Origin of the sequence: Alkalicoccus luteus, from assembly GCF_012034335.1 — a bacterium.
In the GTDB taxonomy this organism is placed as follows: domain Bacteria; phylum Bacillota; class Bacilli; order Bacillales; family Salisediminibacteriaceae; genus Alkalicoccus; species Alkalicoccus luteus_A.
The window spans coordinates 33,637-59,213 of record NZ_JAATHJ010000010.1; the positions used below are offsets into that span (position 1 = coordinate 33,637).

31 protein-coding genes and 1 riboswitch are annotated in these 25,577 nt (G+C 46.7%); of the genes, 6 read left to right on the forward strand and 25 right to left on the reverse strand.

The genetic code is table 11. The annotated features are described in order from the left end of the window. Nucleotides 1-24: 24 nt before the first annotated feature. From efp to aroQ, 3 genes are read right to left on the reverse strand one after another with little or no spacing between them, the layout of a single operon-like run. Complete coding sequence (gene efp, locus HCN83_RS08665; RefSeq protein WP_168006374.1) at nucleotides 25-582, reverse strand: elongation factor P; 558 nt, start codon at nucleotides 580-582, stop codon at nucleotides 25-27. A gap of 38 nt (nucleotides 583-620) precedes the next feature. Continuing rightward, nucleotides 621-1,682: a M24 family metallopeptidase gene (locus HCN83_RS08670; protein ID WP_168006375.1), complete on the reverse strand. Its 1,062-nt coding sequence runs from the start codon at nucleotides 1,680-1,682 to the stop codon at nucleotides 621-623. Next, nucleotides 1,679-2,116, reverse strand: coding sequence for a type II 3-dehydroquinate dehydratase (aroQ, locus tag HCN83_RS08675; RefSeq protein WP_168006495.1), 438 nt, complete (start codon nucleotides 2,114-2,116; stop codon nucleotides 1,679-1,681). The genes HCN83_RS08670 and aroQ overlap by 4 nt, the downstream gene beginning before the upstream one ends. 230 nt (nucleotides 2,117-2,346) lie before the next feature. Between aroQ and HCN83_RS08680 the strand changes: the two genes are divergently transcribed. Beyond that, complete coding sequence (locus tag HCN83_RS08680; protein WP_168006376.1) at nucleotides 2,347-2,745, forward strand: SA1362 family protein; 399 nt, start codon at nucleotides 2,347-2,349, stop codon at nucleotides 2,743-2,745. A 65-nt stretch (nucleotides 2,746-2,810) separates the two neighbouring features. Beyond that, complete coding sequence (locus tag HCN83_RS08685) at nucleotides 2,811-3,602, forward strand: hypothetical protein (protein ID WP_168006377.1); 792 nt, start codon at nucleotides 2,811-2,813, stop codon at nucleotides 3,600-3,602. 122 nt (nucleotides 3,603-3,724) lie between these two features. Here HCN83_RS08685 and mntR read toward each other — a convergent pair whose 3' ends face one another. The 3 genes from mntR to HCN83_RS08700 form a co-directional block, all read right to left on the reverse strand. After that, nucleotides 3,725-4,168 carry a transcriptional regulator MntR gene (mntR, locus tag HCN83_RS08690; protein WP_168006378.1) on the reverse strand — a complete coding sequence of 148 codons (444 nt, stop codon included), beginning with the start codon at nucleotides 4,166-4,168 and terminating at the stop codon, nucleotides 3,725-3,727. Nucleotides 4,169-4,419: 251 nt separating this feature from the next. Continuing rightward, on the reverse strand, nucleotides 4,420-6,975 hold the full coding sequence (locus HCN83_RS08695; protein ID WP_205774562.1) for a vitamin B12-dependent ribonucleotide reductase: 2,556 nt from the start codon (nucleotides 6,973-6,975) through the stop codon (nucleotides 4,420-4,422). A 277-nt stretch (nucleotides 6,976-7,252) separates the two neighbouring features. Then, nucleotides 7,253-8,083 (reverse strand): lipoate--protein ligase family protein, encoded by an 831-nt coding sequence (locus tag HCN83_RS08700; protein ID WP_168006381.1) that lies wholly within the window; start codon nucleotides 8,081-8,083, stop codon nucleotides 7,253-7,255. A 132-nt stretch (nucleotides 8,084-8,215) separates the two neighbouring features. Between HCN83_RS08700 and HCN83_RS08705 the strand changes: the two genes are divergently transcribed. Next, entirely contained in the window at nucleotides 8,216-8,590 is a 375-nt protein-coding gene (locus HCN83_RS08705) for a rhodanese-like domain-containing protein (RefSeq protein ID WP_168006383.1), read from the forward strand. A gap of 232 nt (nucleotides 8,591-8,822) precedes the next feature. Here the strand turns inward: HCN83_RS08705 and gcvPB are convergent, their stop codons facing one another. The 12 genes from gcvPB to HCN83_RS08765 form a co-directional block, all read right to left on the reverse strand. Further along, on the reverse strand, nucleotides 8,823-10,298 hold the full coding sequence (gcvPB, locus tag HCN83_RS08710) for an aminomethyl-transferring glycine dehydrogenase subunit GcvPB (RefSeq protein WP_168006385.1): 1,476 nt from the start codon (nucleotides 10,296-10,298) through the stop codon (nucleotides 8,823-8,825). Continuing rightward, nucleotides 10,295-11,641, reverse strand: a complete 1,347-nt coding sequence (gene gcvPA, locus HCN83_RS08715; RefSeq protein ID WP_168006386.1) for an aminomethyl-transferring glycine dehydrogenase subunit GcvPA — start codon at nucleotides 11,639-11,641, stop codon at nucleotides 10,295-10,297. The genes gcvPB and gcvPA overlap by 4 nt, the downstream gene beginning before the upstream one ends. Nucleotide 11,642: 1 nt before the next feature. After that, nucleotides 11,643-12,731, reverse strand: a complete 1,089-nt coding sequence (gcvT, locus tag HCN83_RS08720; RefSeq protein ID WP_168006387.1) for a glycine cleavage system aminomethyltransferase GcvT — start codon at nucleotides 12,729-12,731, stop codon at nucleotides 11,643-11,645. A 200-nt stretch (nucleotides 12,732-12,931) separates the two neighbouring features. Further along, nucleotides 12,932-13,023, reverse strand: a riboswitch (glycine riboswitch). 96 nt (nucleotides 13,024-13,119) lie between these two features. Further along, nucleotides 13,120-13,641, reverse strand: a complete 522-nt coding sequence (locus HCN83_RS08725; RefSeq protein ID WP_168006388.1) for a shikimate kinase — start codon at nucleotides 13,639-13,641, stop codon at nucleotides 13,120-13,122. Then, on the reverse strand, nucleotides 13,634-14,008 hold the full coding sequence (locus HCN83_RS08730) for a hypothetical protein (protein WP_168006389.1): 375 nt from the start codon (nucleotides 14,006-14,008) through the stop codon (nucleotides 13,634-13,636). Before HCN83_RS08730 ends, HCN83_RS08725 begins: the two co-directional genes overlap by 8 nt. Beyond that, entirely contained in the window at nucleotides 13,995-14,585 is a 591-nt protein-coding gene (locus tag HCN83_RS08735; protein WP_168006390.1) for a competence type IV pilus minor pilin ComGF, read from the reverse strand. Before HCN83_RS08735 ends, HCN83_RS08730 begins: the two co-directional genes overlap by 14 nt. Next, nucleotides 14,551-14,868: a hypothetical protein gene (locus HCN83_RS08740; RefSeq protein WP_168006391.1), complete on the reverse strand. Its 318-nt coding sequence runs from the start codon at nucleotides 14,866-14,868 to the stop codon at nucleotides 14,551-14,553. The genes HCN83_RS08735 and HCN83_RS08740 overlap by 35 nt, the downstream gene beginning before the upstream one ends. Further along, on the reverse strand, nucleotides 14,852-15,325 hold the full coding sequence (locus tag HCN83_RS08745; protein WP_425483606.1) for a prepilin-type N-terminal cleavage/methylation domain-containing protein: 474 nt from the start codon (nucleotides 15,323-15,325) through the stop codon (nucleotides 14,852-14,854). Before HCN83_RS08745 ends, HCN83_RS08740 begins: the two co-directional genes overlap by 17 nt. After that, entirely contained in the window at nucleotides 15,273-15,578 is a 306-nt protein-coding gene (gene comGC, locus HCN83_RS08750) for a competence type IV pilus major pilin ComGC (RefSeq protein ID WP_168006393.1), read from the reverse strand. Before comGC ends, HCN83_RS08745 begins: the two co-directional genes overlap by 53 nt. A 17-nt stretch (nucleotides 15,579-15,595) precedes the next feature. Then, a complete protein-coding gene (gene comGB / locus HCN83_RS08755; RefSeq protein WP_168006395.1) occupies nucleotides 15,596-16,624 on the reverse strand; it encodes a competence type IV pilus assembly protein ComGB in 1,029 nt (342 codons plus the stop codon). After that, entirely contained in the window at nucleotides 16,621-17,688 is a 1,068-nt protein-coding gene (gene comGA / locus HCN83_RS08760) for a competence type IV pilus ATPase ComGA (protein WP_168006397.1), read from the reverse strand. Before comGA ends, comGB begins: the two co-directional genes overlap by 4 nt. 133 nt (nucleotides 17,689-17,821) lie before the next feature. Beyond that, on the reverse strand, nucleotides 17,822-18,280 hold the full coding sequence (locus HCN83_RS08765) for a YtxH domain-containing protein (protein WP_168006399.1): 459 nt from the start codon (nucleotides 18,278-18,280) through the stop codon (nucleotides 17,822-17,824). Nucleotides 18,281-18,507: 227 nt separating this feature from the next. Between HCN83_RS08765 and HCN83_RS08770 the strand changes: the two genes are divergently transcribed. Continuing rightward, nucleotides 18,508-18,750, forward strand: a complete 243-nt coding sequence (locus tag HCN83_RS08770; RefSeq protein WP_168006401.1) for a DUF2626 domain-containing protein — start codon at nucleotides 18,508-18,510, stop codon at nucleotides 18,748-18,750. Nucleotides 18,751-18,796: 46 nt separating this feature from the next. Here the strand turns inward: HCN83_RS08770 and HCN83_RS08775 are convergent, their stop codons facing one another. Then, nucleotides 18,797-19,435 carry an MBL fold metallo-hydrolase gene (locus HCN83_RS08775; RefSeq protein WP_168006404.1) on the reverse strand — a complete coding sequence of 213 codons (639 nt, stop codon included), beginning with the start codon at nucleotides 19,433-19,435 and terminating at the stop codon, nucleotides 18,797-18,799. A 175-nt stretch (nucleotides 19,436-19,610) separates the two neighbouring features. On the opposite strand from HCN83_RS08775, the gene HCN83_RS08780 reads away from it, so the two are divergent. Then, nucleotides 19,611-19,796 (forward strand): DUF2759 domain-containing protein, encoded by a 186-nt coding sequence (locus HCN83_RS08780; RefSeq protein WP_168006406.1) that lies wholly within the window; start codon nucleotides 19,611-19,613, stop codon nucleotides 19,794-19,796. Nucleotides 19,797-19,814: 18 nt separating this feature from the next. Here HCN83_RS08780 and HCN83_RS18750 read toward each other — a convergent pair whose 3' ends face one another. The 4 genes from HCN83_RS18750 to HCN83_RS08800 are packed head-to-tail and all read right to left on the reverse strand — an operon-like array spanning nucleotide 19,815 to nucleotide 22,277. After that, nucleotides 19,815-20,495, reverse strand: coding sequence for a DUF1385 domain-containing protein (locus HCN83_RS18750; RefSeq protein WP_168006408.1), 681 nt, complete (start codon nucleotides 20,493-20,495; stop codon nucleotides 19,815-19,817). After that, the gene (locus tag HCN83_RS08790; RefSeq protein ID WP_168006410.1) at nucleotides 20,492-21,031 is read right to left on the reverse strand and encodes a hypothetical protein; all 540 of its coding nucleotides are present in this window, start codon (nucleotides 21,029-21,031) and stop codon (nucleotides 20,492-20,494) included. Before HCN83_RS08790 ends, HCN83_RS18750 begins: the two co-directional genes overlap by 4 nt. Then, the gene (locus HCN83_RS08795) at nucleotides 21,021-22,010 is read right to left on the reverse strand and encodes an ROK family glucokinase (protein WP_168006412.1); all 990 of its coding nucleotides are present in this window, start codon (nucleotides 22,008-22,010) and stop codon (nucleotides 21,021-21,023) included. The genes HCN83_RS08790 and HCN83_RS08795 overlap by 11 nt, the downstream gene beginning before the upstream one ends. Before the next feature lie 48 nt (nucleotides 22,011-22,058). Then, complete coding sequence (locus HCN83_RS08800) at nucleotides 22,059-22,277, reverse strand: YqgQ family protein (RefSeq protein WP_168006414.1); 219 nt, start codon at nucleotides 22,275-22,277, stop codon at nucleotides 22,059-22,061. A 143-nt stretch (nucleotides 22,278-22,420) separates the two neighbouring features. On the opposite strand from HCN83_RS08800, the gene HCN83_RS08805 reads away from it, so the two are divergent. Then, nucleotides 22,421-22,825, forward strand: a complete 405-nt coding sequence (locus HCN83_RS08805; RefSeq protein ID WP_168006416.1) for a YueI family protein — start codon at nucleotides 22,421-22,423, stop codon at nucleotides 22,823-22,825. A gap of 38 nt (nucleotides 22,826-22,863) precedes the next feature. Here HCN83_RS08805 and HCN83_RS08810 read toward each other — a convergent pair whose 3' ends face one another. Beyond that, nucleotides 22,864-24,456: a rhomboid family intramembrane serine protease gene (locus HCN83_RS08810; RefSeq protein WP_168006418.1), complete on the reverse strand. Its 1,593-nt coding sequence runs from the start codon at nucleotides 24,454-24,456 to the stop codon at nucleotides 22,864-22,866. 100 nt (nucleotides 24,457-24,556) lie between these two features. Then, nucleotides 24,557-25,516 (reverse strand): L-lactate dehydrogenase, encoded by a 960-nt coding sequence (locus HCN83_RS08815; protein ID WP_168006419.1) that lies wholly within the window; start codon nucleotides 25,514-25,516, stop codon nucleotides 24,557-24,559. Nucleotides 25,517-25,577 lie beyond the last annotated feature (61 nt).

Below are 25,577 nucleotides of genomic sequence, written 5' to 3' on the forward strand. Positions count from 1 at the left end.
ACTCCAATTAGTTTATATTCGCTGTTAGCCGCGGGATACGTATTTGCCGTCTTTCGTGTCAATGATCAGTATATCTCCCTGATTAACGAAGAATGGAACCTGAACCGTAAGACCGGTTTCAAGCGTTGCCGGCTTCGTACCACCCGACTGCGTATCTCCTTTGATCCCAGGCTCCGTTTCTGTCACTTCCAGTTTCACATTTTGCGGCAGCTCAACACCAAGAATTTCCGAACCGAAGGAAAGTACGCTTACTTCCATGTTTTCTTTTAGAAATTTAAGCTGTCGTTCAATCTGGGAAGTAGCCAGTTCAATTTGCTCATATGTTGTCGTGTTCATAAAAGCATGCTCGTCTCCGGAAGAATAGAGATATTGCATCTTTGCATTATCGATGTGTGCTTTTTCCACCTTTTCTCCGCCACGAAACGTTTTTTCCTGAATATTCCCGGATCGGAGACTTCTCAGCTTGGAGCGAACAAAAGCAGCTCCTTTACCTGGTTTAACATGTTGAAACTCCAGTACCTGCCAAATATCATTATCAACTTCAATCGTTAATCCTGTTTTAAAATCGTTTACAGAGATCATGTTAATTCCTCCTTCTATAGTAAAACGTACTCAGTGGTTTATAAAATAATCAGTTCTTTAGGAGATGCAGAGAGAATACGGCATCCGTCCTCTGTAATAACGACATCATCTTCAATTCTCGTTCCGCCGGTCCCTTCTACATAGATACCAGGTTCGACAGTGACAACCATCCCCGGCTCCAGCTTTTTGTCAGAGCGGTGTGACAGACCTGGTCCTTCATGTACTTCCATTCCCATACCGTGGCCCGTAGAATGGCCAAAATACTCGCCGAATCCTTTTTCCTTAATATAATCCCGGGTAAGTGCATCCGCTTCACGACCTGTCAGACCAGGCTTCAAACCTTCAACACCTTTAATCTGGGCCTGCAGGACTGTGTCATAAATTTCTTTCAGCTCAGCTGAGACATCACCTACCGCTACCGTTCTCGTGATATCAGAGCAGTAACCATTATAGTAAGCACCGAAATCAAGCGTAACCAGTTCACCGGATTCTATTATCTTATCAGAAGCCACACCGTGCGGATAGGCCGACCGTTCACCAGAGGCTACGATGATATCGAAAGAAGAGGAGACAGCCCCTTGCTTTCGCATGAAAAATTCCAGTTCATTGGAAACGTCGATTTCCTTTACGCCGGCTTTAATATAGGACTGAATATGAGAAAACGCTTCGTCTGCTATTTGAACAGCTTTTTCGATCACGCTAATTTCATCCGCTGTTTTCAGAAGTCTCATATCTTCAACGAGCCCGGAAACGGGAATCAGTTCACAATCAAGCTGCTCGCTCAGTGCTTCATATTGCGTATAAGATACATGATCTTTCTCAAACCCCAGCTTGTGAATGCCAAGCTCCTTCACTTGATTAGCAAGCTCTTCAAGCAGCGGTTTTGAGTGTTCGACGATCTCAAATTCAGGCGCCTGACTGCGGGCCTGAACGGTATATCGGAAATCGGTGATCAGTCTGGAACTGTCTGCAGTCACCAGCGCCGCTCCTGCTGTTCCGGTAAAACCGGTTAAATACCTTCTGTTATATGTACTCTGGGTCAGGAATGCATCTATGCCCGTTGCATCAAATCTGCTTCTTAATTGATCTGTTTTTGTCATTTGGATTCCTCCCTGTATAAAAAGTCGAGTGCCATGCAATAACCTTCAAAACCAAAGCCGCTGATCTGCCCTCTGCAGACAGGCGCTGTTACCGATACCGACCGAAACGATTCCCGTGCGTGAACATTAGATAAGTGAACTTCTACAACCGGTATGCTGATCGAGGCGCATGCATCTCTGACAGCGTAGCTGTAATGAGTGAAAGCTGCCGGGTTTAAAATGACCGCATCGGCCTGTTCCTCAGCTGCATGAAGCGTATCGATAATCGCTCCTTCACTGCTGTGCTGAAAAAAAGTTACTTCTGCACCAAGCCTATCCGCATGAGCTGTCACTTTCTTCTCAAGGTCATCAAGCGTTTCTGAACCGTATACATGCGGCTCTCTTTTTCCGAGCCGGTTTAAATTCGGTCCGTTAATAATATGGACTTTCAGCACGCGGTCGCACCGCCTTCCTGCTAAATTCTTTCCCATCGAACATTTTATCACAGTACACCGGGAATGAATAGTTCATGAAGGTTGTCAATACAAGGTGTAAAAACGGTTGAAACAGGGAAAAGAACGGTAGATCAATCTAGCAGTAATTGTAATGCTCGTGTAAACTGTAGTTACACATATTCCTTCACCGGATTTTACAAATCCGCTTACTATTTATGGAGGTGGACCTAATGAAAAGCAGGCGCATACATCCGCTTGTGGTTATCGTATTAGCTTTTGCAGCTCTCGGCATCGGGGTCTCCCTGTTCAGTGATCCCGCCGGATTCATAACCAGCATCTTTGTAACGATTGGAATTGTCACACTGCTTATTCTGCTGTTTAAAAAGTTTTTACAGCCCAAGCTGATGCAGCGTCAGAGCGGGTTTCAGGTGCCTGTCAAGAACGGTCGCCCGGTCGTGAAACAGCAGCAAAAGCCGAAGCCGAAGTCACGCCGCAGCCACGTTCCGCTTAAAACAGTTAAGCAGGAAAAGCGTCATCCTAAGCCGCTGCTAAAACGGCAGTCCGAGGTGAAGCTGACAGTTATCGAAGGGAAAAAGAACCCAAAGAAAAAGAGCCGGGCTTTGTTTTAACGCTTGGCTCTTTTCTTTTACATCCAGATTATGGCTGAAGTTCTTCAGGAAGCGGGGGATCAATTTTGAGTTCCTATTTTGTCACCGTCTATTCACAGATACTATTTGCCGTCTGGCTGATCACTGCCGGAACCATCTTCTGGACGCTGGATAAGCGCTCCGGTTTTCAGCTTCTATATCTGACTGTGCTATCTTTATCACTTGGTTATATCATCCTGATGTATTTTCCATTTCTGCTGCTGAGCAATGACAGCGTGCCTTTCACTCATCCTCACATACAGGCGACGGTCACTTTGTTTGCGTTTTTGATTCCGCTTTGCAGGAGAAAAACGGAAGCAGCGCTCTGTATTTCTGCCGCTGCAGCTGTAAGCCTTATTTATCTGCTTGCCGGAGGGGTACCGGTTTTTACCGTGACTGGCGGTATACTGATTGGGGGTTTCATCAGCTATACGTTTTACCGCAGTCTGGAATGGATCGGGTCGATGCCGGATGCTTACCTGTTTTCTTTCGCTATTATCCTACCTTTTTTTCTTGCTCTGCTTCTGGCTCCTGATGAGCTGTTCCTGGTGCTGCCTGGTCTGCTGCTCGGTACGGGCATCGGTGCGGTATTGGAACAGTACAAGGTGCGGATGTTCGTTGAACAGACCGGTGTCTCAGCTAAGTGGCTAGCCTCTGTGATCGGCGCAGCCGGTATATTATTTGTCCACTTCGGGGTCCGGCCTGCTTTCGACGGTTTTTTAATTGGAGACGTGGCTGCAGGTCTGTTTTTAGGACTATGGATCACGATAATACTGCCGTTTATTATGGTTGTTTCCGGGTTGTACGTCCAATACGGCCGCGGCGAAAAAATAATCTGAGAATCATTTTTACTGCAGTTATCCGCCGCAGGTGAACGATTTGGTTATCTACTAAAGAACGCCAGCTCCGGTCGACCGGAGCTGGCGTTCTTTTTGTTCTATGTTTTCCGGGCAGCACGTCATCATTGCTGCTCCCCTTCATCCGCTTCAGGGTCCTGCTTACGCTGCGTCGCTTTGAGCTCCTTTACGCGTATCTCGTCTTCTTCAAAGTATGTTACGAGATCACCAATCCGGTCAATCGCTTCCCAGCTCAGATGGTGCTCTATACCCTCCACATCGCTGTAAATTCGCTTCTCATCAACGCCGATGATACGCATAAATTCTTCCAGCAGCTCATGACGGTAAACGAGTCTTTTCCCAATCTTTTTTCCTTTGGCTGTCAGGACGAGCCCTCTATATTTCTCATAGACTAAATAATCCTCGCCATCAAGCTTTTGAACCATTTTAGTGACAGATGACGGGTGGACCTCCAGTGCATCTGCTATATCAGATACTCTGGCGTAGCCTTTCTCATCGATTAATTGATAAATTCGTTCTAAGTAATCTTCCATACTGGGTGTAGGCATGTACGATCCTCCAGACAGCTTGCATTCAGTGTGCATGTCACATTTTAGCATATGCGACAGTCTATTTCTATCCTTTCTTAGCTTTCGGTTATTCATATCTACAGGAACAAGACTTTCCGCTGGTAGTACGCTTTACTTCTTTCGTTCCTTTTTCAATACTTATTTGACAGGTTTTTTTCCGAAATTATGTAACCATAAAAGGACTGCAGGACTCGATTGACGAGCTCTGCAGTCCTCTCTTATCAGTCGATTTAAAGGCCGCACTTCAACTGGGCACTGCAGTTGGTGCACGTATTGCAGCCTCCGATATCTTCTACTGTTCCCTGTCTGCACACCGGACATGTGTCGCCTACTTCACTGCCGTAATTCACGGATGTGGAGCGCACATCGGTGATCGTCTCGACAAGCACAACCGGCTGCTTCGTTTCGTTTTGCTGTTCTCCACCAGTAAGATCGACCGCGTAGTTATCGTTTTCTTCTGCCTTCAGCGTCAGAACCTGAGAATCACGGCTTCCGTCGACGTAAACCGTGCCGCCCTTGGCTCCGCCTTTATACAGACGCTCATAAACAGATTTTACCTGATCAACAGTATATCCTTTCGGAGCGTTCACTGTTTTACTTAGAGAGCTGTCTACCCACTTTTGAATGACACACTGCACATCTGCATGTTCTTCCGGAGAAAGCTCCATTGAAGAAACAAACCACTCAGGAAGCTTTTCCGGATCTTGCTCCGGGTGCTCCTCAAGATACTTTTGTAAAATCTCTGCCTTCACTTCAATGAATTTACCTAGTCTTCCGCTGCGGAAATATGAGAAGGAAAAGTATGGTTCAAGTCCGGTTGAAACACCGACCATTGTACCTGTAGATCCAGTTGGTGCGACCGTAAGCAGGTGAGAGTTGCGAATACCGTGCTGACGAATACCTTCCAACACATCCTCCGGCATTTTTCTCATATAGCCGGTTTCCGTAAATCTGGTGCGAAGATAGCTCGTTTCTTCTGCACCGGCAGCTTCCAGATAAGGGAAGCTGCCTTTTTCCTCTGCAAGCTTAATCGAAGTACGGTAAGCCGTTACCGCAATTGTTTCAAATATTTTATCCACGAGTACGTTTCCTTCTTCAGAGCCGTATCGTGTCTCCGTTTTAATCAGCAGATCATGAAGGCCCATCACACCAAGACCGACCCGGCGTTCGCCTAGTGCCTGCTTCGTGTTGTCTTCCAGGAAATAAGGTGTTGCATCGATAACGTTGTCCTGCATCCGGACACCGGTAGCAACTGTTTCTGCAAGTTTATCGTAATCTACTGTTTTCCTCTCTGTATCGGCCATTTCAGCAAGGTTCACTGCAGCGAGGTTACATACAGAATATGGTGCAAGCGGCTGTTCACCGCAAGGGTTCGTTGCAACAACTTTCTGACCATAAGCGCTCGCATTTGTCATTTCATTCGCATTATCGATGAAGAAAATGCCGGGCTCTGCAGAATAAGTCGCACAAATGTTGATCAGATTCCAAAGCTCTTTTGCCTTAATAGTGCGATAAGTGCGTACTCCAAATCCTAGCTTCTCCCACTCACGGACGTCACCGTATTCCTGCCATTCGCGGTTGTAAGCCTGCATTTCAGCTTCGGAGTAATTTTCTACATCCGGGAAGCGGAGCTGATAGTCGGCATCCTGTTCGACAGCTTCCATAAACTCTTTTGTGATACAGACTGATATGTTTGCGCCAGTCAGAAATTCGGCATTGTTCACCTGATACGTTCCGCCGTCCCGTAGCTTTTGTTCGGCGTCACGGATTACCTTCGGATCGAATCCTCCCTGACCTTCAATGTGCTTGTAATTAATAATACTTTGGTACATCGCTTCTTCGAGCTCTGTAAATGGCGTGAATTTCAGTTTGTCTTTTATGAGAGAAGCGATCTGATCGTCTTCTGTCTGTTCAAGCAGATAGCGGAGTATCCGTGGATTTTGCATTTTAGAGATTATAAATTCCAGAATATCAGGATGCCAGTCTGACAGCATGATCATCTGAGCACCGCGTCTGGAACCTCCCTGCTCAACGAGATGCGTCAGCTTAGCGATATCATCAAGCCAGGAGACAGATCCTGAAGACTTTCCGTTAACTCCTCTGGCAAGAGCATTTCTCGGGCGAAGCGTAGAACCGTTCGTACCGACTCCGCCGCCTCGGCTCATAATTTCCATTACCTGCTTGCGATGATCGGAAATACCTTCTCTAGAGTCAGCAACAAATGGCATCACGTAGCAGTTAAAATAGGTGACGTCGGTTTCTGAGCCTGCCCCGTAGAGCACTCTGCCGGCGGGAACAAAGTTCATGTTCACCAGCTGCTTGTAAAATTTTTCGAACCACTCGCTGCGCTTTTCCTCGGTCTGTTCAACCGATGCAAGGCCGCGGGCATTCCGTTTGGCAATCTGCTCGTAGTAAAGCTCAAGCGGTTTGTCGATTGTAGCAAGGGCTCGTTCGACGATACCTGTCTTTTTTTCTTCAGGAGAGTCCAGCACTCCGAGAAATTCTTCTTCCACCGCAATTTTAGCAGTACCAGCTTCCCAGTCGATACTGGTAACAAAACCATATCCGCGTGCAGGGAATTTCGGATCGTTTTTAACAGTCAGTACGACAAAGTCTCCCTCTTTTAACGTGATCTTTTCTGTATCTTTAAACGTGTATCGATCCAGCATCACCAGTCTGGAAACTCCGCTTTGCTGCCGGTGCATATCTGGTGTCACGGGAAATACTTGCGGAAACTGCTCAATGTCCTTATTCAGCTGATCGAGATCGATTCGTTTTTCTGACATATACGTAGTCACTGGCCTCGCTCCTTCTCGTTCTTTTGTGAATGAAGAGAGTCTTTGTCCGGGCAAAAAGAAAGGAAGCCCGGCAAGGCTCCTTATAAAATTACGTAAACACGACGCTATATATAGTGTCCGGAGTGAAACAAACAACTATATATAGGATATATTGCTATTCTATACCCTGGGCATCAGCTTGTAAACGTAAAAGTTATGAAATTAACATGCGTCGTTCGGGGGTGCCGCTAAGGACACGGGTTTACCCTGAAAAAATAGTTATATACTAGTATTTGTAATTCCACTCATCCGCGGCATATTTGTCTGCAGCCAGTTTTCTCACTTGATCTTCCTGGGCCATGCTGAGTTTCCACTCGGTCAGCTGGATATTAAGATCTTCTTCAAACCCGCGCACGAATGCGGCTCTCATTTCAGCCGCTGAAGGAACGTGATCCATCAGCTCTTCCATCGGCGTTGCTTTGCTCCGGAAACCGGCCTGCATTCGACGACGGATTTTCTCGCTTTTAAATAAAAACATATCAAACAATTTTTCTTCATCAAAACTGCGGATAATCGAACCGTGCTGCAAAATAACACCCTTCTGTCTCGTTTGCGCACTTCCAGCTATTTTCCGGCCGTTTACGACCATCTCATACCAGGAAGGAGCATCAAAACAGACGGCAGAACGAGGCGATTTAAGATCTGCCTTTTCCTCTTCCGTTCGCGGGATGGAAAACCCTGCTTCCAGTCCCATATTTTTAAACCCTAAAAGCAATCCTCCTGATAAAACTCTGTAGGCTTCTGTGATGCCCGCAGGTATGCCTGGATGATCTTCTTTTACTATGATGCTGTAAGTCAGCTCATCTTCATGTAAAACCGCCCTGCCGCCGGTCGGCCTTCTTACAAGGCCTGCTCCATGGTGCTTAACAGCCTCTGTATCAATATCCCGGTCCACGCGCTGAAAATATCCGAGAGAAAGTGACGCAGGATCCCATTCGTAAAAACGGATAACCGGAGGGATATGTCCTTCCCTGTGCCAGTCCATCAGCTTCTCGTCAAGCGCCATATTATAGGCAGGCCCTGCCGCACCTGAATTTATGTAGTACCACTGTTCCATACGAGCAACCTCCCAACCACTCTATCATACAGAAAAACGACGCGGAGAACAAAGCAGAAAGAGAAACATTGCACAAAGGCCTGATAACGTTTATTATTTAGTATGGTAAACGTCATGTAAAGGGGTGTCGAAATGGAAATATGGATACTGATTGCAGTAACCGTTCTGCTGATTGTTTTTCTCATTTTCCGGATGAAAAAACCATCTTATTTATCGGTTTTAACGCAGGAGGAATTTACGAAAAACTATCGAAAAGCACAGCTGATTGATGTTCGTGAAGAACGGGAATTTAAAACCGGGCATATCCTTGGCGCACGAAATATTCCGTTGTCCCAGATGCGTATGCGCAACTCGGAGATACGCCCGGATAAGCCCGTTTATTTATATTGTCAGAACGGTTCCAGATCCGTGCAAGCTGCTAAAATTCTTCGCAAAAAAAGAGATGCTGAAGACTTAAATATGCTTAAAGGCGGCTTCAAAAAATGGACAGGTAAAGTGAAAAAATAGCTTCGTGCTCACAAACGGCCTTCCGGAAGTTTATCCGGAAGGCCGTTTTCGTGCTGTTTGATAAGAGAAGCTTGCAGAATAGTTATTGCTGTCGCTGCATAAGGAAGGGATATTTGAAGATAATCCTTCTTCTCAGAAAACAATGTCATTATACATTAATAGAAAAATCATGATGGATTCGACATGAAAGGCCTTCCGGAAAGATAACCGGAAGGCCTTTCATCGTCTGCAATCAGACAGTTGCTTCTTCTTTTGCTTCCCAGCGAAGCACCGGCTTTCGGGCAGCCTGTGTTTCATCCAGGCGGCTTACAACAGTCGTGTGCGGGGCTTCCTGAACTATTTCAGGGTTTGTCTCGGCTTCTTTTGCGATCTGAATCATCGCATCACAAAATTCATCCAGCGTTTCCTTCGATTCTGTCTCTGTCGGTTCGATCATAAGACACTCCTCGACGTTAATCGGGAAGTAGATAGTTGGCGGATGATATCCGAAATCGAGCAGACGCTTTGCGATATCCAGCGTCCGGACACCAAGCTTTTTCTGTCTTTTACCAGAAAGAACAAACTCATGCTTACAGTGCTGCTCGTAAGGGGTATCAAAGTACGGCTGAAGCCTGCGAAGCATATAGTTTGCGTTGAGTACAGCCTGCCGGGAAACTTGCCTTAATCCTTCCGGCCCCATCGTTCTGATATACGTGTAGGCTCGAACATTAATACCGAAGTTCCCATAATACGGTTTAACACGGCCGATGGAATCCGGAAACTCCCAGGCGAAGCGGTAGCTTTCGCCATCTTTTGCAACGATTGGAGCGGGCAGATACGGAACGAGGTCCTGTTTTACGCCGACCGGACCGGAACCGGGACCGCCGCCTCCATGAGGGGTAGTGAATGTTTTATGCAAGTTCAAATGCACTACATCAAAGCCCATGTCTCCAGGACGGGTCATTCCGAGAATCGCGTTGGAGTTCGCACCATCATAATACAGCTTCCCGCCCGCTTCATGAATAATGGAAGCCATTTCAACAATATCCCGCTCAAACAGGCCGAGCGTATTTGGGTTGGTCAGCATAAGAGCTGCAGTATCCTCACCAGCAAGCTCTCTTAAATGCTCAAGGTCAACAAGACCTTCATCGTTAGAGCGGACCGTCACAGCATCAAAGCCTGCTACTACCGCAGAAGCAGGATTCGTGCCGTGCGCGGAATCAGGAACGATTACTTTAGTGCGGCCGTAATCCCCATTTGCTTCATGAAATGCACGGATCAGCATTAAACCGGTCCACTCACCGTGCGCTCCGGCTGCAGGCTGGAGCGTTACCTGGTCCATTCCTGTAACAGCTTCGAGAGACTGCTGGAGCTCATACATAAGCTCAAGAGCTCCCTGAAGCTGGGATTCCGGCTGATACGGATGCAGATGAGCGAAGCCTGGATATCTCGCCACATCTTCATTGATTTTCGGGTTGTATTTCATCGTACACGATCCGAGCGGATAAAATCCGGAGTCAACCCCGTGGTTACGGCGTGATAGAGCAGTATAATGTCTGACGAGCTGCAGTTCGGATACCTGCGGCAGCTCTGCCGGTTCTTGTCTGCGATACTTAGACGGCAGTAGCTCCTGTTCATCAACCGGATCGATATCAAGCTCCGGGAGACTATGACCAATGCGACCTTCTCTGCTCAGCTCGAAAATGAGTGCTTGTTCATCCGTTCTCATTTTAACCCCTCCAGTCCTTCTACGAGCGCTTCAATTTCTTCCTTGGTGCGAAGCTCCGTGACTGCAATCAGCATGTGGTGATCGCGTCCTTCATAAAATCTGCCAAGATCCAAACCGCCGATGATGCCTTTATCAAAAAGTGATTCATTGACCTGTTCACAAGGTTTCGGCAGATTAATGACGAATTCGTTAAAGAACGGGCCGTCATGAACCAGTTCAAAACCAGCTTCCTGAAGTCGCTTTTTCGTGTAAAGGGCCTTTTGCATGTTCTGAGACGCCATTTCCTGAAGTCCGTATTTTCCGATCGCACTCATGGCAACAGACGCTGCCAGTGCATTAAGCGCCTGGTTGGAACAAATATTACTCGTAGCCTTATCTCGGCGGATATGCTGCTCCCGTGCCTGTAATGTCAGCACAAATCCGCGTCGGCCGTCTTCATCAACTGTTTCTCCGACAAGTCTCCCAGGTACTTTTCGCATCAGCTTTTTTGTGACAGCAAAATAACCACAGTGCGGTCCGCCTAACTGAGTGGGAATCCCAAAGGGCTGTGCGTCTCCGACGACAACATCTGCTCCAAATTCACCTGGCGGCTGCAGCATGCCAAGGCTTAACGGATTGGAAGAAACAATAAAATGCGCTTTTTTACTGTGTGCAATTTTTTCAATTTCCTCCAAGTCTTCAATTTGACCGAAAAAGTTTGGGTACTGCACAATCACGCAGGCAGTTTCATCTGAATAACTGTTTTTCAGAGCATCCAGGCTGGTCTGCCCATCAGTGGCTTCAATGACGGTTACTTCCAGGTTTTGTCCTTTAGCATTTGTCCGAAGCACTTCCACCGCTTCAGGGTGAACCGCCTCTGATACAAGAATTTGCTTTTTCTTTGTTACTCCGCAGCTCATCATTGCCGCTTCAGCGAGAGCCGTAGGACCGTCATACATAGAAGAGTTTGCGAGATCCATGCCGGTAAGCTCAGCGATCATCGTTTGAAACTCAAAAATTCCCTGCAGTTCGCCTTGAGAAATTTCAGGCTGATACGGAGTATAAGCCGTGAAAAATTCAGATCGAAGCAGCATGTGGTTTACGACAGAAGGGATGTAGTGCTCGTATACGCCTGCTCCCAGGAAGGACGGAACATCCTTTACATTCGTATTCTTTTCAGCGAGTCGCTGCATCTCTTTAATTAACGCCGTTTCTTTCAATGCTTTCGGTACGTTTAACGTTTCTTGGAAACGAACCTCCTCAGGGACATCTGCAAACAGCTCTTCCAGAGAATCAATTCCAATCGTTTCCATCATTGCCTGCTGATCTTGTTCCGTTGACGGCAGATAACGGTGACTGCTCATGTTAGTTTCCTCCTTTGGATCTTTTGTAAAAAGGGGTTTCGACAACAACAGCTTGAAGCCTTTTCTTTCTGACCTGTACTACAACTTCTGTACCTATCTCGGTCCAGTCCGCTGAAAGCAAGGCCAATCCAACATTTTTGCCGAGAGTCGGAGATTGTGTGCCGCTTGTAATAAAACCAATTTCCTCTTCGTTTCCAAAGACCTGATAGCCGTGACGAGGTATGCCTTTATCGATCATTTCAATACCGACAAGCTTTCTCGGCGGACCGTCTGCTTTTTGTTTCTGCAGTGTTTCTTTCCCGAGAAAATCAGCCGGTTTGTCCGCATTTACTGCAAATCCTATACCTGCTTCGATTGGGGTGATATCTGCAGATAGTTCCTGTCCGTAAAGAGCAAGCTTTGCTTCGAAGCGTAATGTGTCTCTTGCTCCAAGTCCGATCGGCGCCGCTCCTTCTTCAATCAGCTTATCCCAGAGACCGGCTGCCTCATTCTTATGAAGATAAATCTCAAAGCCGTCCTCTCCTGTATAACCTGTTCTGGATACAACGGCATTTATGCCGTCAATACGAACTTCCCGGAACCGGAAAAAGGATATTTCCGATAGATCTGTGTCGCTGAGTTTTTGCAGCAGCTCCTGTGCCATTGGTCCCTGAAGGGCAAGCTGAGCAGTTTCAGCAGACTCATTTGTAATCGTCACCCGGTCGTCCGCGTGCTTTCGCAGCCACTCTTCATCCTTTTCGATATTCGCTGCGTTTACAACAAGCAGAACATTTTCACTGCTGAAGCGGTATATTACGAGATCGTCTACTGTTCCTCCGTCCTCATAACACATAGCTGTGTATTGACACTGGCCATCAGCCGCTTTTTCTACATTGTTCGTGAGAACTTTCTGCAGAAAATCCATGGTGCCTTTCCCGGTGACGCGGATTTCACCCATATGCGAAACATCAAATAAACCGACTTTTGATCTTACAGCTTCGTGTTCCTCTTTTATAGAGCTGAACTGAACAGGAAGATCCCAGCCTCCAAAATCAATCGTTTTAGCGCCGTAAACTGCATAACGCTCATAAAGCGGTGTACGTTTACCCATGATTTCCACCCCTGATCTGAATTTTAGTATGTATAGGCTTACAGCAAAGAACGAAAAAAGGACAGAGTGCATACGGATGCCTCAGCATCTGTACGCCTCTGTCCTGTTGACCTGAGAGTTTACCTTTCCTCGGCAGCATGAGGCTCCGTAGAAAGTTTCCCCATCGGTGACCCATTCCTGCGCGGGTCTTTCCAGAGATGCGTCCAGCAAGAGTCTGCTTTGCCTGAGAGATTCACGATTATTCGCTTGCTCCTTCGGCGACGGAGTTTCCGTTCTCTCCCCTTGCTGTCATTCGCATTATTTCTTTACTCACGTGTCGTTCCTGCGTCTTTATCGTACCACTATTTTCTTTTTTCAGGCAAGTCATTCCTTTTTGAAACGAGCACTTTTACTTTCCGCACGACGAACGTGCATCCTGAAGTATTTTCACAAGTTCCTCGCTGAGCTGGTCGGGTGTGAGCGATGCACAATCAATCGTTTTTCCGCACGATTCATAAAACGGCAGCCGTTTCTCATACCTTTTCTGAAGCTTCGGCTTTTCAAGCAGAGCGATCGGTCGTGTTTCATCCCCTTCGATTCGTTCAAACAATTCTTCGAAAGGCACGCTTAAATAAAAGCAGCAGCTTTTCGAAAGGAGATCCCTCGCCTCCGGGGTCTCTACAATCCCTCCCCCAGTTGCGACTACAGCTTCCGATCCTGACACCATCTTAAGAGCTTCATACTCGCGCTCCCGAAAGCCTTTCTCACCTTCTTCAGCGAATATATCAGGAATCGTTTTTCCGGTCTGCTCCTGAATCAGAACATCCAGATCTTTAAACGAGATGTTTAATTTCTCCGCAAGCAGCTTGCCGGACGTTGTTTTTCCGGCTCCCATAAATCCTGTTAAATAGACCGTTTCATTTTTAGTCATGGCTCCAAACGCGCTCCTTCCAGGCTGAAATCTGACGACTTTCTTCATTATAGACAAATTCAGCTTCCCTTGTATAGGAGCCGGAGGTGACCGTAACATATATCGTGGTTTCATCAATGGGCTCATGCCACACCAGAATGCGCTCCTGATCATGCTCCCATTCCAAGTAGCCGCGAAAATCGGATCTAATCAGAAATTCCATCGCTGTCTGCTGAAGCATTCCAGTCTGTTTTCTGTTCATCTCCTGCTCGTGAAGCTGGTGCAGGTTATTCAAATCTGAAACAATCAGCAGCGCACTGGTACTCATCAGCAGCAGCAACATCATTGCGTAGAGCAAGGCAAACCCTTGCTGATTATTCACGTTCATACGCAGCTTCGGCAACCTGGCAGTTATGAGATTCTGTGTCATTTCTGCCGGGCTGGCAATACTCTGATGTGATACGTTCTTTCAGCTCCGGTGTTTGCTCAGATTGATGATACCCGCGAAGGAGACCGGACGGAAATAACATGGCTGCCCGAAACGTTCTCCCGGCTCCCTCGGCTTCAACGGCAACAGCTTGCTCTCCGGATGAGAACGTCACATGTGACGCCTGCTGAAGCATCATCTGATGGCCGCTGTAATTGACCCGTCTCCGGATTCCTGTGCCATAAGGCTCGTATGAAATCACCGATCCTGCTGATATGAGCACGAGCCTGTCACCAGTGGATGATACGGAAATTGAATCCGCCTGCTTCACTTCTATTTCAAGCTGCGCGGTAAAAACTGCAAACTCATATGGATGGAACCCCTGCTCTTCTGTCATCGTTTTCTTCACCACCGTATAACCTGACGTAAAAAGCAGGATTATAACCATAAGCACTGTGAATCCGGCCAGAACCTGAATCATGATGCCGCCTTTGTTTTTTTTCTCACTTGTAATAATATTTGCAGACACGTATTTCACGTCCCGAGTCTCCTCCTTGCAGGCAGACTTCTGTAAAAGGATGAGCCTCTTGTTGCTCAATGACCAGGTTCACCCCTTCCACATAAGCGATTCCTCTCGATTGAACATCAAACAGACTTTTTTCAGTCAAATACTCAGCCGCCGCCTTTTCCAGATGACGAATATCTCTTTCCGTTTCATAAGCCGCTATTACAGCAGCACAGACGAGCGCTGCCCCTGAAAGAATCAGCAGCGCAAGGGAGACCTCCAGCATGATGTATCCTCTCTCAGACTGCTTCCACATAAAATCTCCCGCCTCCAATCATGAACACAATCCGGTATCCGTCACCGTCTATCTCCATTCTCAGCTGCCCGAATTTTCGTATATTCCCATTTGGTAAAAAGGCCACCTCGTGAAGTCCGAGCGTCAAGCGTTGAAAAGAAACACCTTGATGATTCTTTTCCGCAAGTATCCCTGATGAAGACCTGATCTGGTAAGCGCCGTCCGGCGAGAACCTGACGTTCACTTCTTTACCGGTATAAACAGCATGGTGCTGAGCCTTGAGCAGATCTGTTCGTAATTCGTGTATAACGCGCTCCTTGTTAAGCTGAAAAACCGTGTGTTCAACTGTCAACACACCGATGGAAACGAAAACGGAAATTAAAGCAAGTCCCGCCATCGTCTCCATTAAACTGAATCCCCGCCGGTTAATTTGAAGAAACACTGGCGCGGTAGCCATCGATCGTAATGGAAGAACCATCCGGACACGTATCAGAATCTATATAATCACCCGTCAGATCAGCAATTGAACTCGGAAGACTGCCGGTGTCGGCTTTGTAGGCCAGAATTTGAGCTTCCGTTAATTCGAGAACTGCTTCACAGCTTTTGCTGTTAGCCACACCTTGATTTTTAGTCAGATTCGGTATAAAAACAAGCAATAAAATGGAAATAATGACGAGCACGACCATTACTTCTATTAACGTAAATCCTTTTTCCGACAATCGTTTTTTCATTTCACATTTCCTCCCTTTTAAAATGATTCCATAATGGAGAACACAGGCATCATCATCGATAAAAATAAAATCATCACAACAGCACCTACGACAATAAATACAGCCGGCTGTATAAGCCGTATCATGCTTCCTGTCTGCATTTGAATCTGCTGCATCATATATTTAGCAAAGGCTTCAAGCTCTTCACCAAGCTTTCCTCTTGATTCACCGAACGACCAGACGTTTGCAAGCTGGGGCATATAATACATTCTTTCGCCTATCAATTCGGTCATAGGCAGTCCGCTCGTTAATCCTTCTTTTAACGAAGCAGCTTCACCCTGAAAAAAACGGATTTCAGCATCCGCTTCAAGCGTTGTAAGTGCTTCATGCAGCGACATCCCTCCCTGAAGCAGAGGCCCTGTCTGGGCACAAAGAAAATACGTCAGTAACTGTTTCACATATGTACGCAAACCTGGAACTCTTAATAGAAGCTGGATCTTTCTGCTCACGGGCAGTCGCTGAAACCAGATTCCTGTCAGCAGCAGTACGGCTGTAATAACGATGATAAACGGAATACGTATCCAATTAATCAGAAACAGCAGCAGTTTAGTATAGACAGGCAGTTCACTGCCCATTGAATCAAAAAACTGTTCAAATTGAGGCAGGATTCCCTCCATTAACACGATCCCCAAGACAGCAACAGCTGCCATCAGAACGATGGGATAATAGAGCACATTCCGCAGCTCCTTATGCATTTCTGCACGTTTCACCAGCAGACGTCCGCTGTTCTCCAAGCCCTGTTGAAAAGAACCGTGAAGTTCCATCATCTTCAGGTAGCTGACAATTTCTCCTGTAAAACCAGCTGCGGAAAGCTGATCACTGAACAGTTCGCCATCATGCAGCTGTTCTTCTGCTGCTTCAAGCCACTCCTGTGCTCTTCCACTGAGAAACGATCCGTATAAACCAATCGCATCAGTCAGCATGTAACCATCCTTCAGCAGATCAGAAATGCCAAGAAGCAGCCTCCCGCGTTCCAAATCGTTTTTAAACCCTCTGCGATTTCTCAATGAACTGAACCCTTACGTCTTTGCTTCCAGACGTCATTTGGAATATAACCGAGAGCGGTCCCTTTTATTAAGAGTCTTTGCATATCCAGCCTGGGCACTGTTGCGGGAATTCCTGATTCAAGCTGCTGAAACGCATCCTGGAGTTCTTGTTCCATTAGGATTTCGAATACAGCTTTTCGCCTGACTTTTCTTCTGCTTCTGCAATGGATCGAACAGGAATTTTCACAATAAGGACATGCCAGATCTGCAAGCCTCTGAGAGACTGTTCCATGCAGCACCTCCTGTAAATCTGTCCGATCTACGCCTAAATCCAGCATTCTCCTGACAGCAGCAGCTGCAGAACTGCAGTGCAGACTGGATAACACGAGATGCCCGCTCATGGCTGCTTTAACGGCAACTGCTGCTGTTTCTTCATCTCTGATTTCTCCAATAACAATCAGATCGGGATCGTGCCGAAGCAGGCTGCGTAGGCCGGCGGCATAAGTGACACCCGCTTTTTCATTTATCTCCATTTGAAGCAGACCTGTTTCTTTACGTTCAACAGGGTCTTCCAGCGTCATAATATTTTCTGTTGCAAATGTCATTCTGTCTTTCAGAAGGGAGTATAGTGTAGTAGTCTTTCCGGAACCGGTGGGACCGCATATAAGAATGAGTCCGTGCGGGCAATGGATGAGTTTCTGAAGGGAGGCTGCCTGACTGGGGAACAGCGTCAGGTTAAGCAGCCCGGCTGATGATTCAACCGGATAAATACGCAATACAAGCGTTTCAAGCAGGGCGGAAGGAAAAGTAGACAACCTGACATAAATGGTGTGTCCCTGAAGCTTTACTTCCATTCTTTTGTTCTGCGGACGACGCCTTTCACCGATATCCATACCGGCGATAAACTTCATATGAGAGACGAGCTTTCTTCCCGAACTAAAAGGGATCTGTTTCACATCAAGAAGAACCCCGTCAACACGATACCTGATCCGCAGGCCTTCTTCTGCCGGAATAAGATGAATGTCAGAGGCTTTCAGCTTAACGGCATCGGTCAGCAGGCTTTTTAGTGCTGTTGGTGCTTCCATAAACCACCATCCTTTATTAGGTTATAGAACATATATTCGACGTTTAATTGGGAATTCCTGCTTTTAATTTGAAATTTATACAAAGAAATCTGAAAAAAGCCGCTTCCGGCTTGAACCGGAAGCGGCCTCTATATTACTGCTTGTTCTTTTCTTCTGTTTTAAGGGCTTCCACATCACTGCGGAGGCGTTGTTTTGTTTCTTCAATTTCCTGAACAACCTGCTCCGCAAGCTTCTTGCCTTCAGTCTTTTCTGTTTCCATGATACTTTTTACATCTTCGGCTAGCTCTTCGCCCATATCAGATGCTTTATCTTTTACTCCGGAAGCTTTTTCAGCTACCCGTTCAAACTGCTCTTTCGCAGCGCTAGTCCACTCATCAGACTTCTGTTTGGCAGTTTGAGAATACTCGGCACTCTTTTCTTTCGCCGTGTTCGTCCACTCCGACGTGCGGTCTGCCACGCTGGACGCTTTCTCATTGATATCCGTGCGAAGCTCGCGTCCTGACTTAGGAGCATACAGCATGGCTGCAGCAGCACCTACGACGGCACCAGCAAGTGCTCCTATTATAAAGTCTTTTGTGTCCATTTTACTCATCTCTAACATCCTCCTTTAAAAGTACGTATGTAAGTTTGTTCTACATAATTTGTCTAATTCCTTCTATTCCGGAAAAATAAACATGTTTTTCCGTACAGATGCAACGTAATGTTCACAAACGTTTTCATGACATCAGTTTACAAACCGTATACGAAAGATTTATAATAAGGTGAACTTACTTTCGTTCATACCTATTTGAAGCTACTACATAAAAGGAGGGGAAAAGCATGGAGCGCATGTTTCGGGTTCTCGGTTTCTGGACCGGAATTTTTGCTGTTTTATTTCTGGTCGGGGACATGCTGGAAGCTGCTATTTTATTTTTTGCTCAAACGGCAGTGTTTATCGCGCTGAGCTATCTTAACCTGTCTGAACGGGCCTATATTTATATTTTCGGAGCATACTTAACGGTCTTTTTCGTCGGATTTACTTATTACACGACATTTATCATGGTACCAAGCGTCGGACATTAACGAGCAACCACCCGGTTTATGCCGGGTGGTTTTTAATTGGCTCATCCTACCAGCCGAATCCATTAATAAATGGGTTCGTGTCCATCTCTACTCCAATCACCGTTTCCGGCCCGTGGCCGCTTAGAACCTTCGTATCTTCAGGCAATGAGAGCATCGTCTCGTGAATGGTTTCCATGAGAAGATCATGATCTCCTTCATACAAATCCGTTCTGCCAACTCCACCTTTAAACAAAACATCACCTGACACCGCTGTCTGAAGCTGCGGGAAATAATACGTTACGCTCCCGGGTGAATGGCCCGGCGTGTGCATGAGTACAAACATAAAATCCCCGATCTTCTTTTCTCCCGTGTTTGACCATAGAACGTCTGCATCTTCAGCAGTTACGTGTACGACACCCGGAAATTTAGAAGACCCGTTTTTATCCGGATCAGCAAGCCACTCTTTTTCAGCTTCGTGAAGATAAACCGGACATTTCCACGTATTTGCCGCTTCCTGCAAAGCACCAATATGATCAAAGTGGGCGTGTGTCAGCAAAATGGCCTGGACCGTTACGCCGAGTTCATGAATTCTGTTGTTTAACAGGTCAAAATTACCGCCCGGATCCACTACGAGCGCACTGTTATCTTTATAGATTATATAGCAGTTTGTCTGCAGCGCTCCGAGCGGAAGTTGTTCGATCTGCATGTCAATCCCTCCAATAATGTCAATGTATTGTCACATTTTCCTTTACGTCCAATGGAAATGCAAGACTTCTCTCGACAAATCTGCATAAAAAAAGTAAAATAAAACATGGAAGCAGTTTCGTATTTTTCAGGCTGCTACATATTTATTGTCAGCTTGCGAGAAGGAGGTTACATGCATGTTTCTTGGACTCATAACTCTTGGTGTTACTATTTTATCGTTATTTGGCATGATTAAAGAGATGAAGCGCAAAAATGTGTTTGGAGCTGGATTTGCCTTTGTTTCAGTAGCCGTATTTGGATGGTTCTCCGTCCGTACACTTTTTGCAGTTATTTTTACAGGCGGCGGCGGAGTCGTTGCCTGACTGTACGACAGACACCGGTTAGCGGGTTTTGACGCTGACCGGTGTTTTTTCATGTTTTATCAACTCCTCAAGACTTCGTACGGCCAGGCTGACCATCAGCCGATCCGGCATCGCCGTCGTACATGCCTGCTGAAGCCGGCCTGAGAGCCGGGTGATCAGGGCGAGGCGCTCTGGAAAACGCCGGCGCAGGACTTCGGTTATGAAAGCTGCGGAAAGAGCAGCAGCAGTAATAATTACTCCATGAAAATCAAAGCCGTGAAAAGGAAGCATCCCCATCAGAAAGAAGCAGCCTGTAACGGCTGCAGCGGTTGAGCAGCCTGCATTTCGTATATCCGCCTCCATCCAGCTCTCTTTTTCGAGCTTTTGCCTGCGAATCGTAAAAGCCATGTGCTCTGCTCCATGATAGCGTTTAAGCTGAACCGGAAACCAGAAATGAAACGAAGCGAGATAAAGCAAAGCAGCATGAAGCCAGAACCACTCCTGGTACCACACTGCTGCGCCAAGCAAAGCTCCTGTAGGAAAAGCAACAGCCAGCTGAACCGGAATAGAAAGGCTTCGCCACGCTTTAATAAGAAGCCTCAACTGCCACCAAGTTGATTTTTTAACTGGTTTTTTTATAACAGAACCGTCCACTTCAGCGATTTGGGTCGGTCCAATGAAGAATATGCCATTGGCATGGGAGAGCCCTGAAATTCTCACAGTTCCTCCGCGGATATCTGCTTTGTCCAGGAGTTAGCCGGCAGCATATCCGACAGCTCCGTTTCCAAATCAGGGGAGTCTTCCTCTAATTCTGCATCTGCCCACGTATGATGATACCTTATTTCCTCAACTACATCCGGATCCATTCCGCCAAACTCCACTTGGCCGAGCGCCCCGATGATTTGTTCCCCATCTGTGTAAGTTGGAAAAGCAACTGCAAAACCATCCTCAGTTTCAAACCACGAGCTGCTTTCATAAAGCGTTTCATCACCGTGCGTAAGTTCAAGCGCTGCTGATTCAGGCTCACTGTCAGAAATGATTTCCACATAATCATGACCGGCTATGCCGTCTTCAGGAAAACTGCCCCACTGCCACGACAGCTGCAGAGGCGCCTCGGGCTGCATAGACAGCTCCAGATTATCTTCCAGATCTGTGTTTGTAAATCCGCCTGTGCCGCTCATTGATATATAGCCAAATACAAACAGCATTGCCATTACAGCAAGCGGAAGAAAAATCACAGTTTTATTACCTTTCATAAAGCTGTCTGGCTCCTTCCGGGAAGGTTTTAGAGGCAAGCCATGCTGCACCAATCACCCCTGCATCATTTCCGAGAACGGCGAGATTGATTTTTGTTTTCTCTCCGATCACCGGTATAGCAAATCGCTTAAAGTGACGGGTAATCGCATCTGTAAGAAAAGCTCCGCCTTTTGAAACGCCTCCGCCGATTACAATTACTTCCGGGTTCAGTGAATTACAGAGGTTGGCCAGCGCAAAGCCTAAATGCTCCACAGCTTCTTCAAAAACACTTTCTGCATCAGGATCACCAGCTCGCGCTCCGTCCAGAACGTCCTTGGCAGAAATCGTTCCTTGTTCGGATAAGCGGTCCTGCAGATAGCCGCGACGCTCGGTCTGAACTTTCTCGAGCCCGAGTCTAGCAATACCAGTTGCTGAAGAGACCGTTTCAAGACAGCCATATTTCCCACAGTTACAGCGGGCCCCGTTTTCTCTCACAGACTGAATGTGACCAATTTCACCGGCCATACCGAATTCACCATGGATGATTTCTCCGCCTGCAATAATACCTCCGCCCACACCCGTGCCGAGCGTCACAGCCAGAAGATTAGAAGCGCCTGCACCGGAGCCTTTCCATTTTTCTCCTCCAGCTGCAAGATTGGCATCATTGTCTACTACTACCGGAACATGAAGCAGCGCTTCAAGTTCCTGTTTAAGATAATAATCTTTCCAGCCGACATTGACTGCTTCTGAAATGATCCCGTTCTCAACATCTATAAAACCTGGTGCACCTACTCCTGCTGCATGGATAGACAAGCTTTCCTGTTTCAGCACAGCCTGAATCGATGCTGCTGTTTCCTGCATAATATAGGCGCCTTGATTCTTCTGGTTTGTAGGAATCTCCCACTTCAGCTGAATCGTGCCTTCTGTATCAATTAACGCAATCTTTACAGTTGTTCCTCCTACATCTATACCTGCTACTAATGATTGTGCCTTTCCCATTCTTTTTCCCCTCTTCCTTGCCCAAAATAAATGTACGTGCGTTTCGTATTACCGGGACGTTTTCCCGTCAGTTTTAACTGACGGCAGACGGCTTCGTTTCTCCTGTATTGCATGCAGTGCATCCCCGTAAAAATCAGCATCAATAATGCCTAACTGGTATTGCTCTTTCAGCTCATCAGCGATCATGTCAAGATCTGCGCTGGCGTCCCCGGTATAAACGATCATATGGTATGTGCGAAGATGGGAGAGCAGTTCCGCATACGTCAACGTTCACCCCTCCTGACCAGTGTCATTATATCAGATTCCGCCTTTACGTTCACGGCAGGATTCGTCTAAAAGGACGTTGAATATTGTTGTACAGCATGGTATGATTAGTTTGTTCAGTACTTCACAAATTGGAGGGCATTATCATGAAAGATTCCAAACTAACCCAGATCGTGAAAGAAGGTATATACGGAAAGCCGGAGCTGCGTCCGGAAGAGAAACATTTGTTCCTCGGCACGTTCGCAGAGCGGGTGTACCTTGCTTTAACAAACGGGCAAGTATATAAAGCAGGTATGTATGAGGAAGCGATTGACTTAATAAAGCGTCATTCAGACATCAGACTGCTCATCAACGGCAATTTACCTTATACGTCTTACAGCAACTACGTTAAAGAGGCTGGCAGACTGAAGGTTCCATTCACGGTTCATAACGACTTTCATTTTACACCTTTAGGGATCGTGCTCACATCTGATTATAAGCCGGTGCAGAAGAGCTATATATATATTGAAGACGATATATTTGAGAGAGACATGGAGGAAGCAGAAGTGTAGGTGCTGGGCAGCAGCCCGGTTCAGACACAAAGGCGGAATCAAACTCCGGACGAACCGGTAATTTGATCCCGTAAATCCAGATAGTCTTCATCATTATTTACTTCAATAGCCCGGTCAATAGACTGGAGAGCCCGATCATAGTCACCTCGCTCATATTGTAGCAGTGCCAGGTTGTAATATGCTTCGTGAAAATCATCACGGAGTTCGACAGCCTGCTCCAGATTTTCTTCCGCCTGATCGTATTGCTCTTCCTGAATTTGTGCATATGCCAGCAGGAAATAAGCATTCGGGAGAAGTACATCCGCAGGAATCTGACCGTTTTCCGGCGGATCAAAGGACAGAGCAGTCGTTAAATAGTTCTCTGCCTGTTCATACTCCTCTGCCTCGACAGATTCTCTTCCCAGCTCATAATACACCGCCTGCAGCTGGCTGCCGTCAACTTCCTGTCCGTAGCCGACAGCGACTAAAATCCCTCCGGCTGCGGCCATTGTAATAAGTCCCGCAGGCCTGAGCCATCCGCCATTCCGGTTCGGAAGACCTGCGGCGGATGCAGCCAGAAAACCTCCGGCCAGACCGCCAAGATGTGCTCCGTTGTCGATCATCGGTACGCTGAATCCGAAAACAATATTAATGACTAAAATAACGAGAATGCTCGTTCCAAACGTTCTGAAAAAAAGCTTTTTATTTCTGACGCCAAAATAGAGTAAAGCACCAAACAAACCAAAGATCGCGCCGCTGGCTCCTGCTGAGATGTTATCATTGAACACGAAGCTGGACAGTGAACCAGCAAGACCGGCTGCGAAATAAATCCAGGCAAATCTGGCCGTTCCAAAAATTCGTTCAACAGCTGTGCCGAGATAAAATAAAGCCAGTGAGTTCATAAATAAATGAAGCATCCCGATATGCAGAAACATTGCCGAGAAAAACCGCCACCATTCCCCTTCCAGAATAAGCGGATCAAACTTCGCTCCAAACTCAATCAGCGTCATTGTACTCATGGAAGACCCTTCCATCTCCATCCACAAAAAAACGGCTGCAATCGATGCCAAAAGAAAAAACGTGAGCCTTGGCTTACCAAAGAAAAAAACTTCTTTTACTTCGTTCTGTCGTTTCTCATACCGTTGTTTTACCCGGTGTTTCAGCTGTCTTACGTACATATCATCATCCGGCGCAGTTCCTGCGCCCGAGAAATCCGGCATATGCTCAAGCTTCCACTCCACTGCTAGCGGGAACAGTTTTTCTTCCAGTTCGGGAGATGCGATCAGAATGGTTCTCATCTGATTTTTCCCGCCTGCTGTTAATGGGAGCGGCTTCGATACATCCTCTTCATAGCTGTCCACAGGTGTAAATGGGGCAAGGATCAGATTAATAACGTTGGCAGACCGCATCTTCAGTCTTTTGCGGACTGTCTTTGCTGATTCATAGGTTCGATTGATATCGTTTCGGAGCTGCCTGCTCCAATCATAGCTTTTAAGCTGCAAACGAATGACTGATCCCGGTTTCTTTCTGTCATCCTCCATCCAGACGATCGGGCCGTCTTCATTCACGTGCACAATGTTCAGACCTTCCCTCCCGGAAAGATGATCAGCAAGCTCCCAAAATTGAATTTCCGCCTGTAATGCATCCATCATTCAGCCGCCCCCTCCCTAACAGACATCTTTTTTCCGGACATCGTATGGAACCCCCACCCGATCAGGATGGGGGTGTCATCCAGCCTCCGCCTTCTACCTGTTATTGTACATTAAAAACCGGCTTCATTGCCTGTTTCAGAACTTCAGCTGAATGCCTGAGCTGCTTTTCTTCTGTTTCTGACAGATCGATTTCCACAACCCGCTCAATACCCTTGCGGCTTACGACAGCCGGCACTCCGATATATAAATCGTGCAGTCCGTATTCGCCTTGCAGAAGCGTCGAGACCGTTAAGATGGAATGCTCATTGCGCAGAATTGTTTTCGTCAGCCGGGCGAGCCCCATAGCAATCGCATAATGTGTGGCACCTTTCCGCTCAATGATATGATAAGCAGCATCTCGAACATTTACAAAGATGTTGTCGAGATCTTGCTGCGTGCCTTCAGGCTTATATTTAGTCATATATCTGTCAATATGCTCCGAACCGATGCGAGTCTGACTCCATACAGGCAGCGCTGTGTCACCATGTTCACCCATAATGTAGCCGTGAACATTACGGACATCCAGCTCAAAATACTCACTCAGCATAAACCGGAACCGTGCTGTATCAAGAATAGTACCAGATCCGATTACACGTTCCATAGGAAGTCCGGAATATTTCCATACTGCATAAGACAATACGTCTACCGGATTTGTTGCGATCAGAAACAATCCGTCGAACGATGCTCCCATGACGCTGTCAACAATGGATTTAAAGATGGCTGCGTTTTTTTCAATCAGATCCAGTCTCGTTTCTCCCGGCTGCTGATTCGCTCCGGCAGTGATGACAACTATATCTGCCTCTTTACAGTCTTCATACGTGCCGGCCCACACTTTCGTTGGCGCTCCAAACGGCACGCCGTGGTTCAAATCCATGACGTCTCCCTCGGTTTTCTCTTTGTTGAGATCGATCAGCACTAATTCATCTGTGATGTTTTGATTAATTAATGAAAATGCATAACTTGATCCTACGTATCCAGTCCCTATTACGACAACGCGGGAAGGTCCTTTTGAGATGGTCATTACCATGACTCCCTTCAATATTGTGAATTACTTCACAATTAATTATACCGGATAATTCCTC

Bases quoted from the DNA above. Each gene is read 5' to 3' on its own strand.
- efp (WP_168006374.1), bottom strand. From the start codon at position 582: ATGATCTCTGTAAACGATTTTAAAACAGGATTAACGATTGAAGTTGAT.
- HCN83_RS08670 (WP_168006375.1), bottom strand. From the start codon at position 1,682: ATGACAAAAACAGATCAATTAAGAAGCAGATTTGATGCAACGGGCATA.
- HCN83_RS08680 (WP_168006376.1), top strand. From the start codon at position 2,347: ATGAAAAGCAGGCGCATACATCCGCTTGTGGTTATCGTATTAGCTTTT.
- mntR (WP_168006378.1), bottom strand. From the start codon at position 4,168: ATGCCTACACCCAGTATGGAAGATTACTTAGAACGAATTTATCAATTA.
- HCN83_RS08695 (WP_205774562.1), bottom strand. From the start codon at position 6,975: ATGTCAGAAAAACGAATCGATCTCGATCAGCTGAATAAGGACATTGAG.
- HCN83_RS08700 (WP_168006381.1), bottom strand. From the start codon at position 8,083: ATGGAACAGTGGTACTACATAAATTCAGGTGCGGCAGGGCCTGCCTAT.
- HCN83_RS08705 (WP_168006383.1), top strand. From the start codon at position 8,216: ATGGAAATATGGATACTGATTGCAGTAACCGTTCTGCTGATTGTTTTT.
- gcvPB (WP_168006385.1), bottom strand. From the start codon at position 10,298: ATGAGAACGGATGAACAAGCACTCATTTTCGAGCTGAGCAGAGAAGGT.
- gcvPA (WP_168006386.1), bottom strand. From the start codon at position 11,641: ATGAGCAGTCACCGTTATCTGCCGTCAACGGAACAAGATCAGCAGGCA.
- gcvT (WP_168006387.1), bottom strand. From the start codon at position 12,731: ATGGGTAAACGTACACCGCTTTATGAGCGTTATGCAGTTTACGGCGCT.
- HCN83_RS08725 (WP_168006388.1), bottom strand. From the start codon at position 13,641: ATGACTAAAAATGAAACGGTCTATTTAACAGGATTTATGGGAGCCGGA.
- HCN83_RS08730 (WP_168006389.1), bottom strand. From the start codon at position 14,008: ATGAACGTGAATAATCAGCAAGGGTTTGCCTTGCTCTACGCAATGATG.
- HCN83_RS08740 (WP_168006391.1), bottom strand. From the start codon at position 14,868: ATGTGGAAGCAGTCTGAGAGAGGATACATCATGCTGGAGGTCTCCCTT.
- HCN83_RS08745 (WP_425483606.1), bottom strand. From the start codon at position 15,325: ATGGTTCTTCCATTACGATCGATGGCTACCGCGCCAGTGTTTCTTCAA.
- comGC (WP_168006393.1), bottom strand. From the start codon at position 15,578: ATGAAAAAACGATTGTCGGAAAAAGGATTTACGTTAATAGAAGTAATG.
- comGA (WP_168006397.1), bottom strand. From the start codon at position 17,688: ATGGAAGCACCAACAGCACTAAAAAGCCTGCTGACCGATGCCGTTAAG.
- HCN83_RS08765 (WP_168006399.1), bottom strand. From the start codon at position 18,280: ATGAGTAAAATGGACACAAAAGACTTTATAATAGGAGCACTTGCTGGT.
- HCN83_RS08770 (WP_168006401.1), top strand. From the start codon at position 18,508: ATGGAGCGCATGTTTCGGGTTCTCGGTTTCTGGACCGGAATTTTTGCT.
- HCN83_RS08775 (WP_168006404.1), bottom strand. From the start codon at position 19,435: ATGCAGATCGAACAACTTCCGCTCGGAGCGCTGCAGACAAACTGCTAT.
- HCN83_RS08780 (WP_168006406.1), top strand. From the start codon at position 19,611: ATGTTTCTTGGACTCATAACTCTTGGTGTTACTATTTTATCGTTATTT.
- HCN83_RS08790 (WP_168006410.1), bottom strand. From the start codon at position 21,031: ATGAAAGGTAATAAAACTGTGATTTTTCTTCCGCTTGCTGTAATGGCA.
- HCN83_RS08795 (WP_168006412.1), bottom strand. From the start codon at position 22,010: ATGGGAAAGGCACAATCATTAGTAGCAGGTATAGATGTAGGAGGAACA.
- HCN83_RS08805 (WP_168006416.1), top strand. From the start codon at position 22,421: ATGAAAGATTCCAAACTAACCCAGATCGTGAAAGAAGGTATATACGGA.
- HCN83_RS08810 (WP_168006418.1), bottom strand. From the start codon at position 24,456: ATGATGGATGCATTACAGGCGGAAATTCAATTTTGGGAGCTTGCTGAT.
- HCN83_RS08815 (WP_168006419.1), bottom strand. From the start codon at position 25,516: ATGACCATCTCAAAAGGACCTTCCCGCGTTGTCGTAATAGGGACTGGA.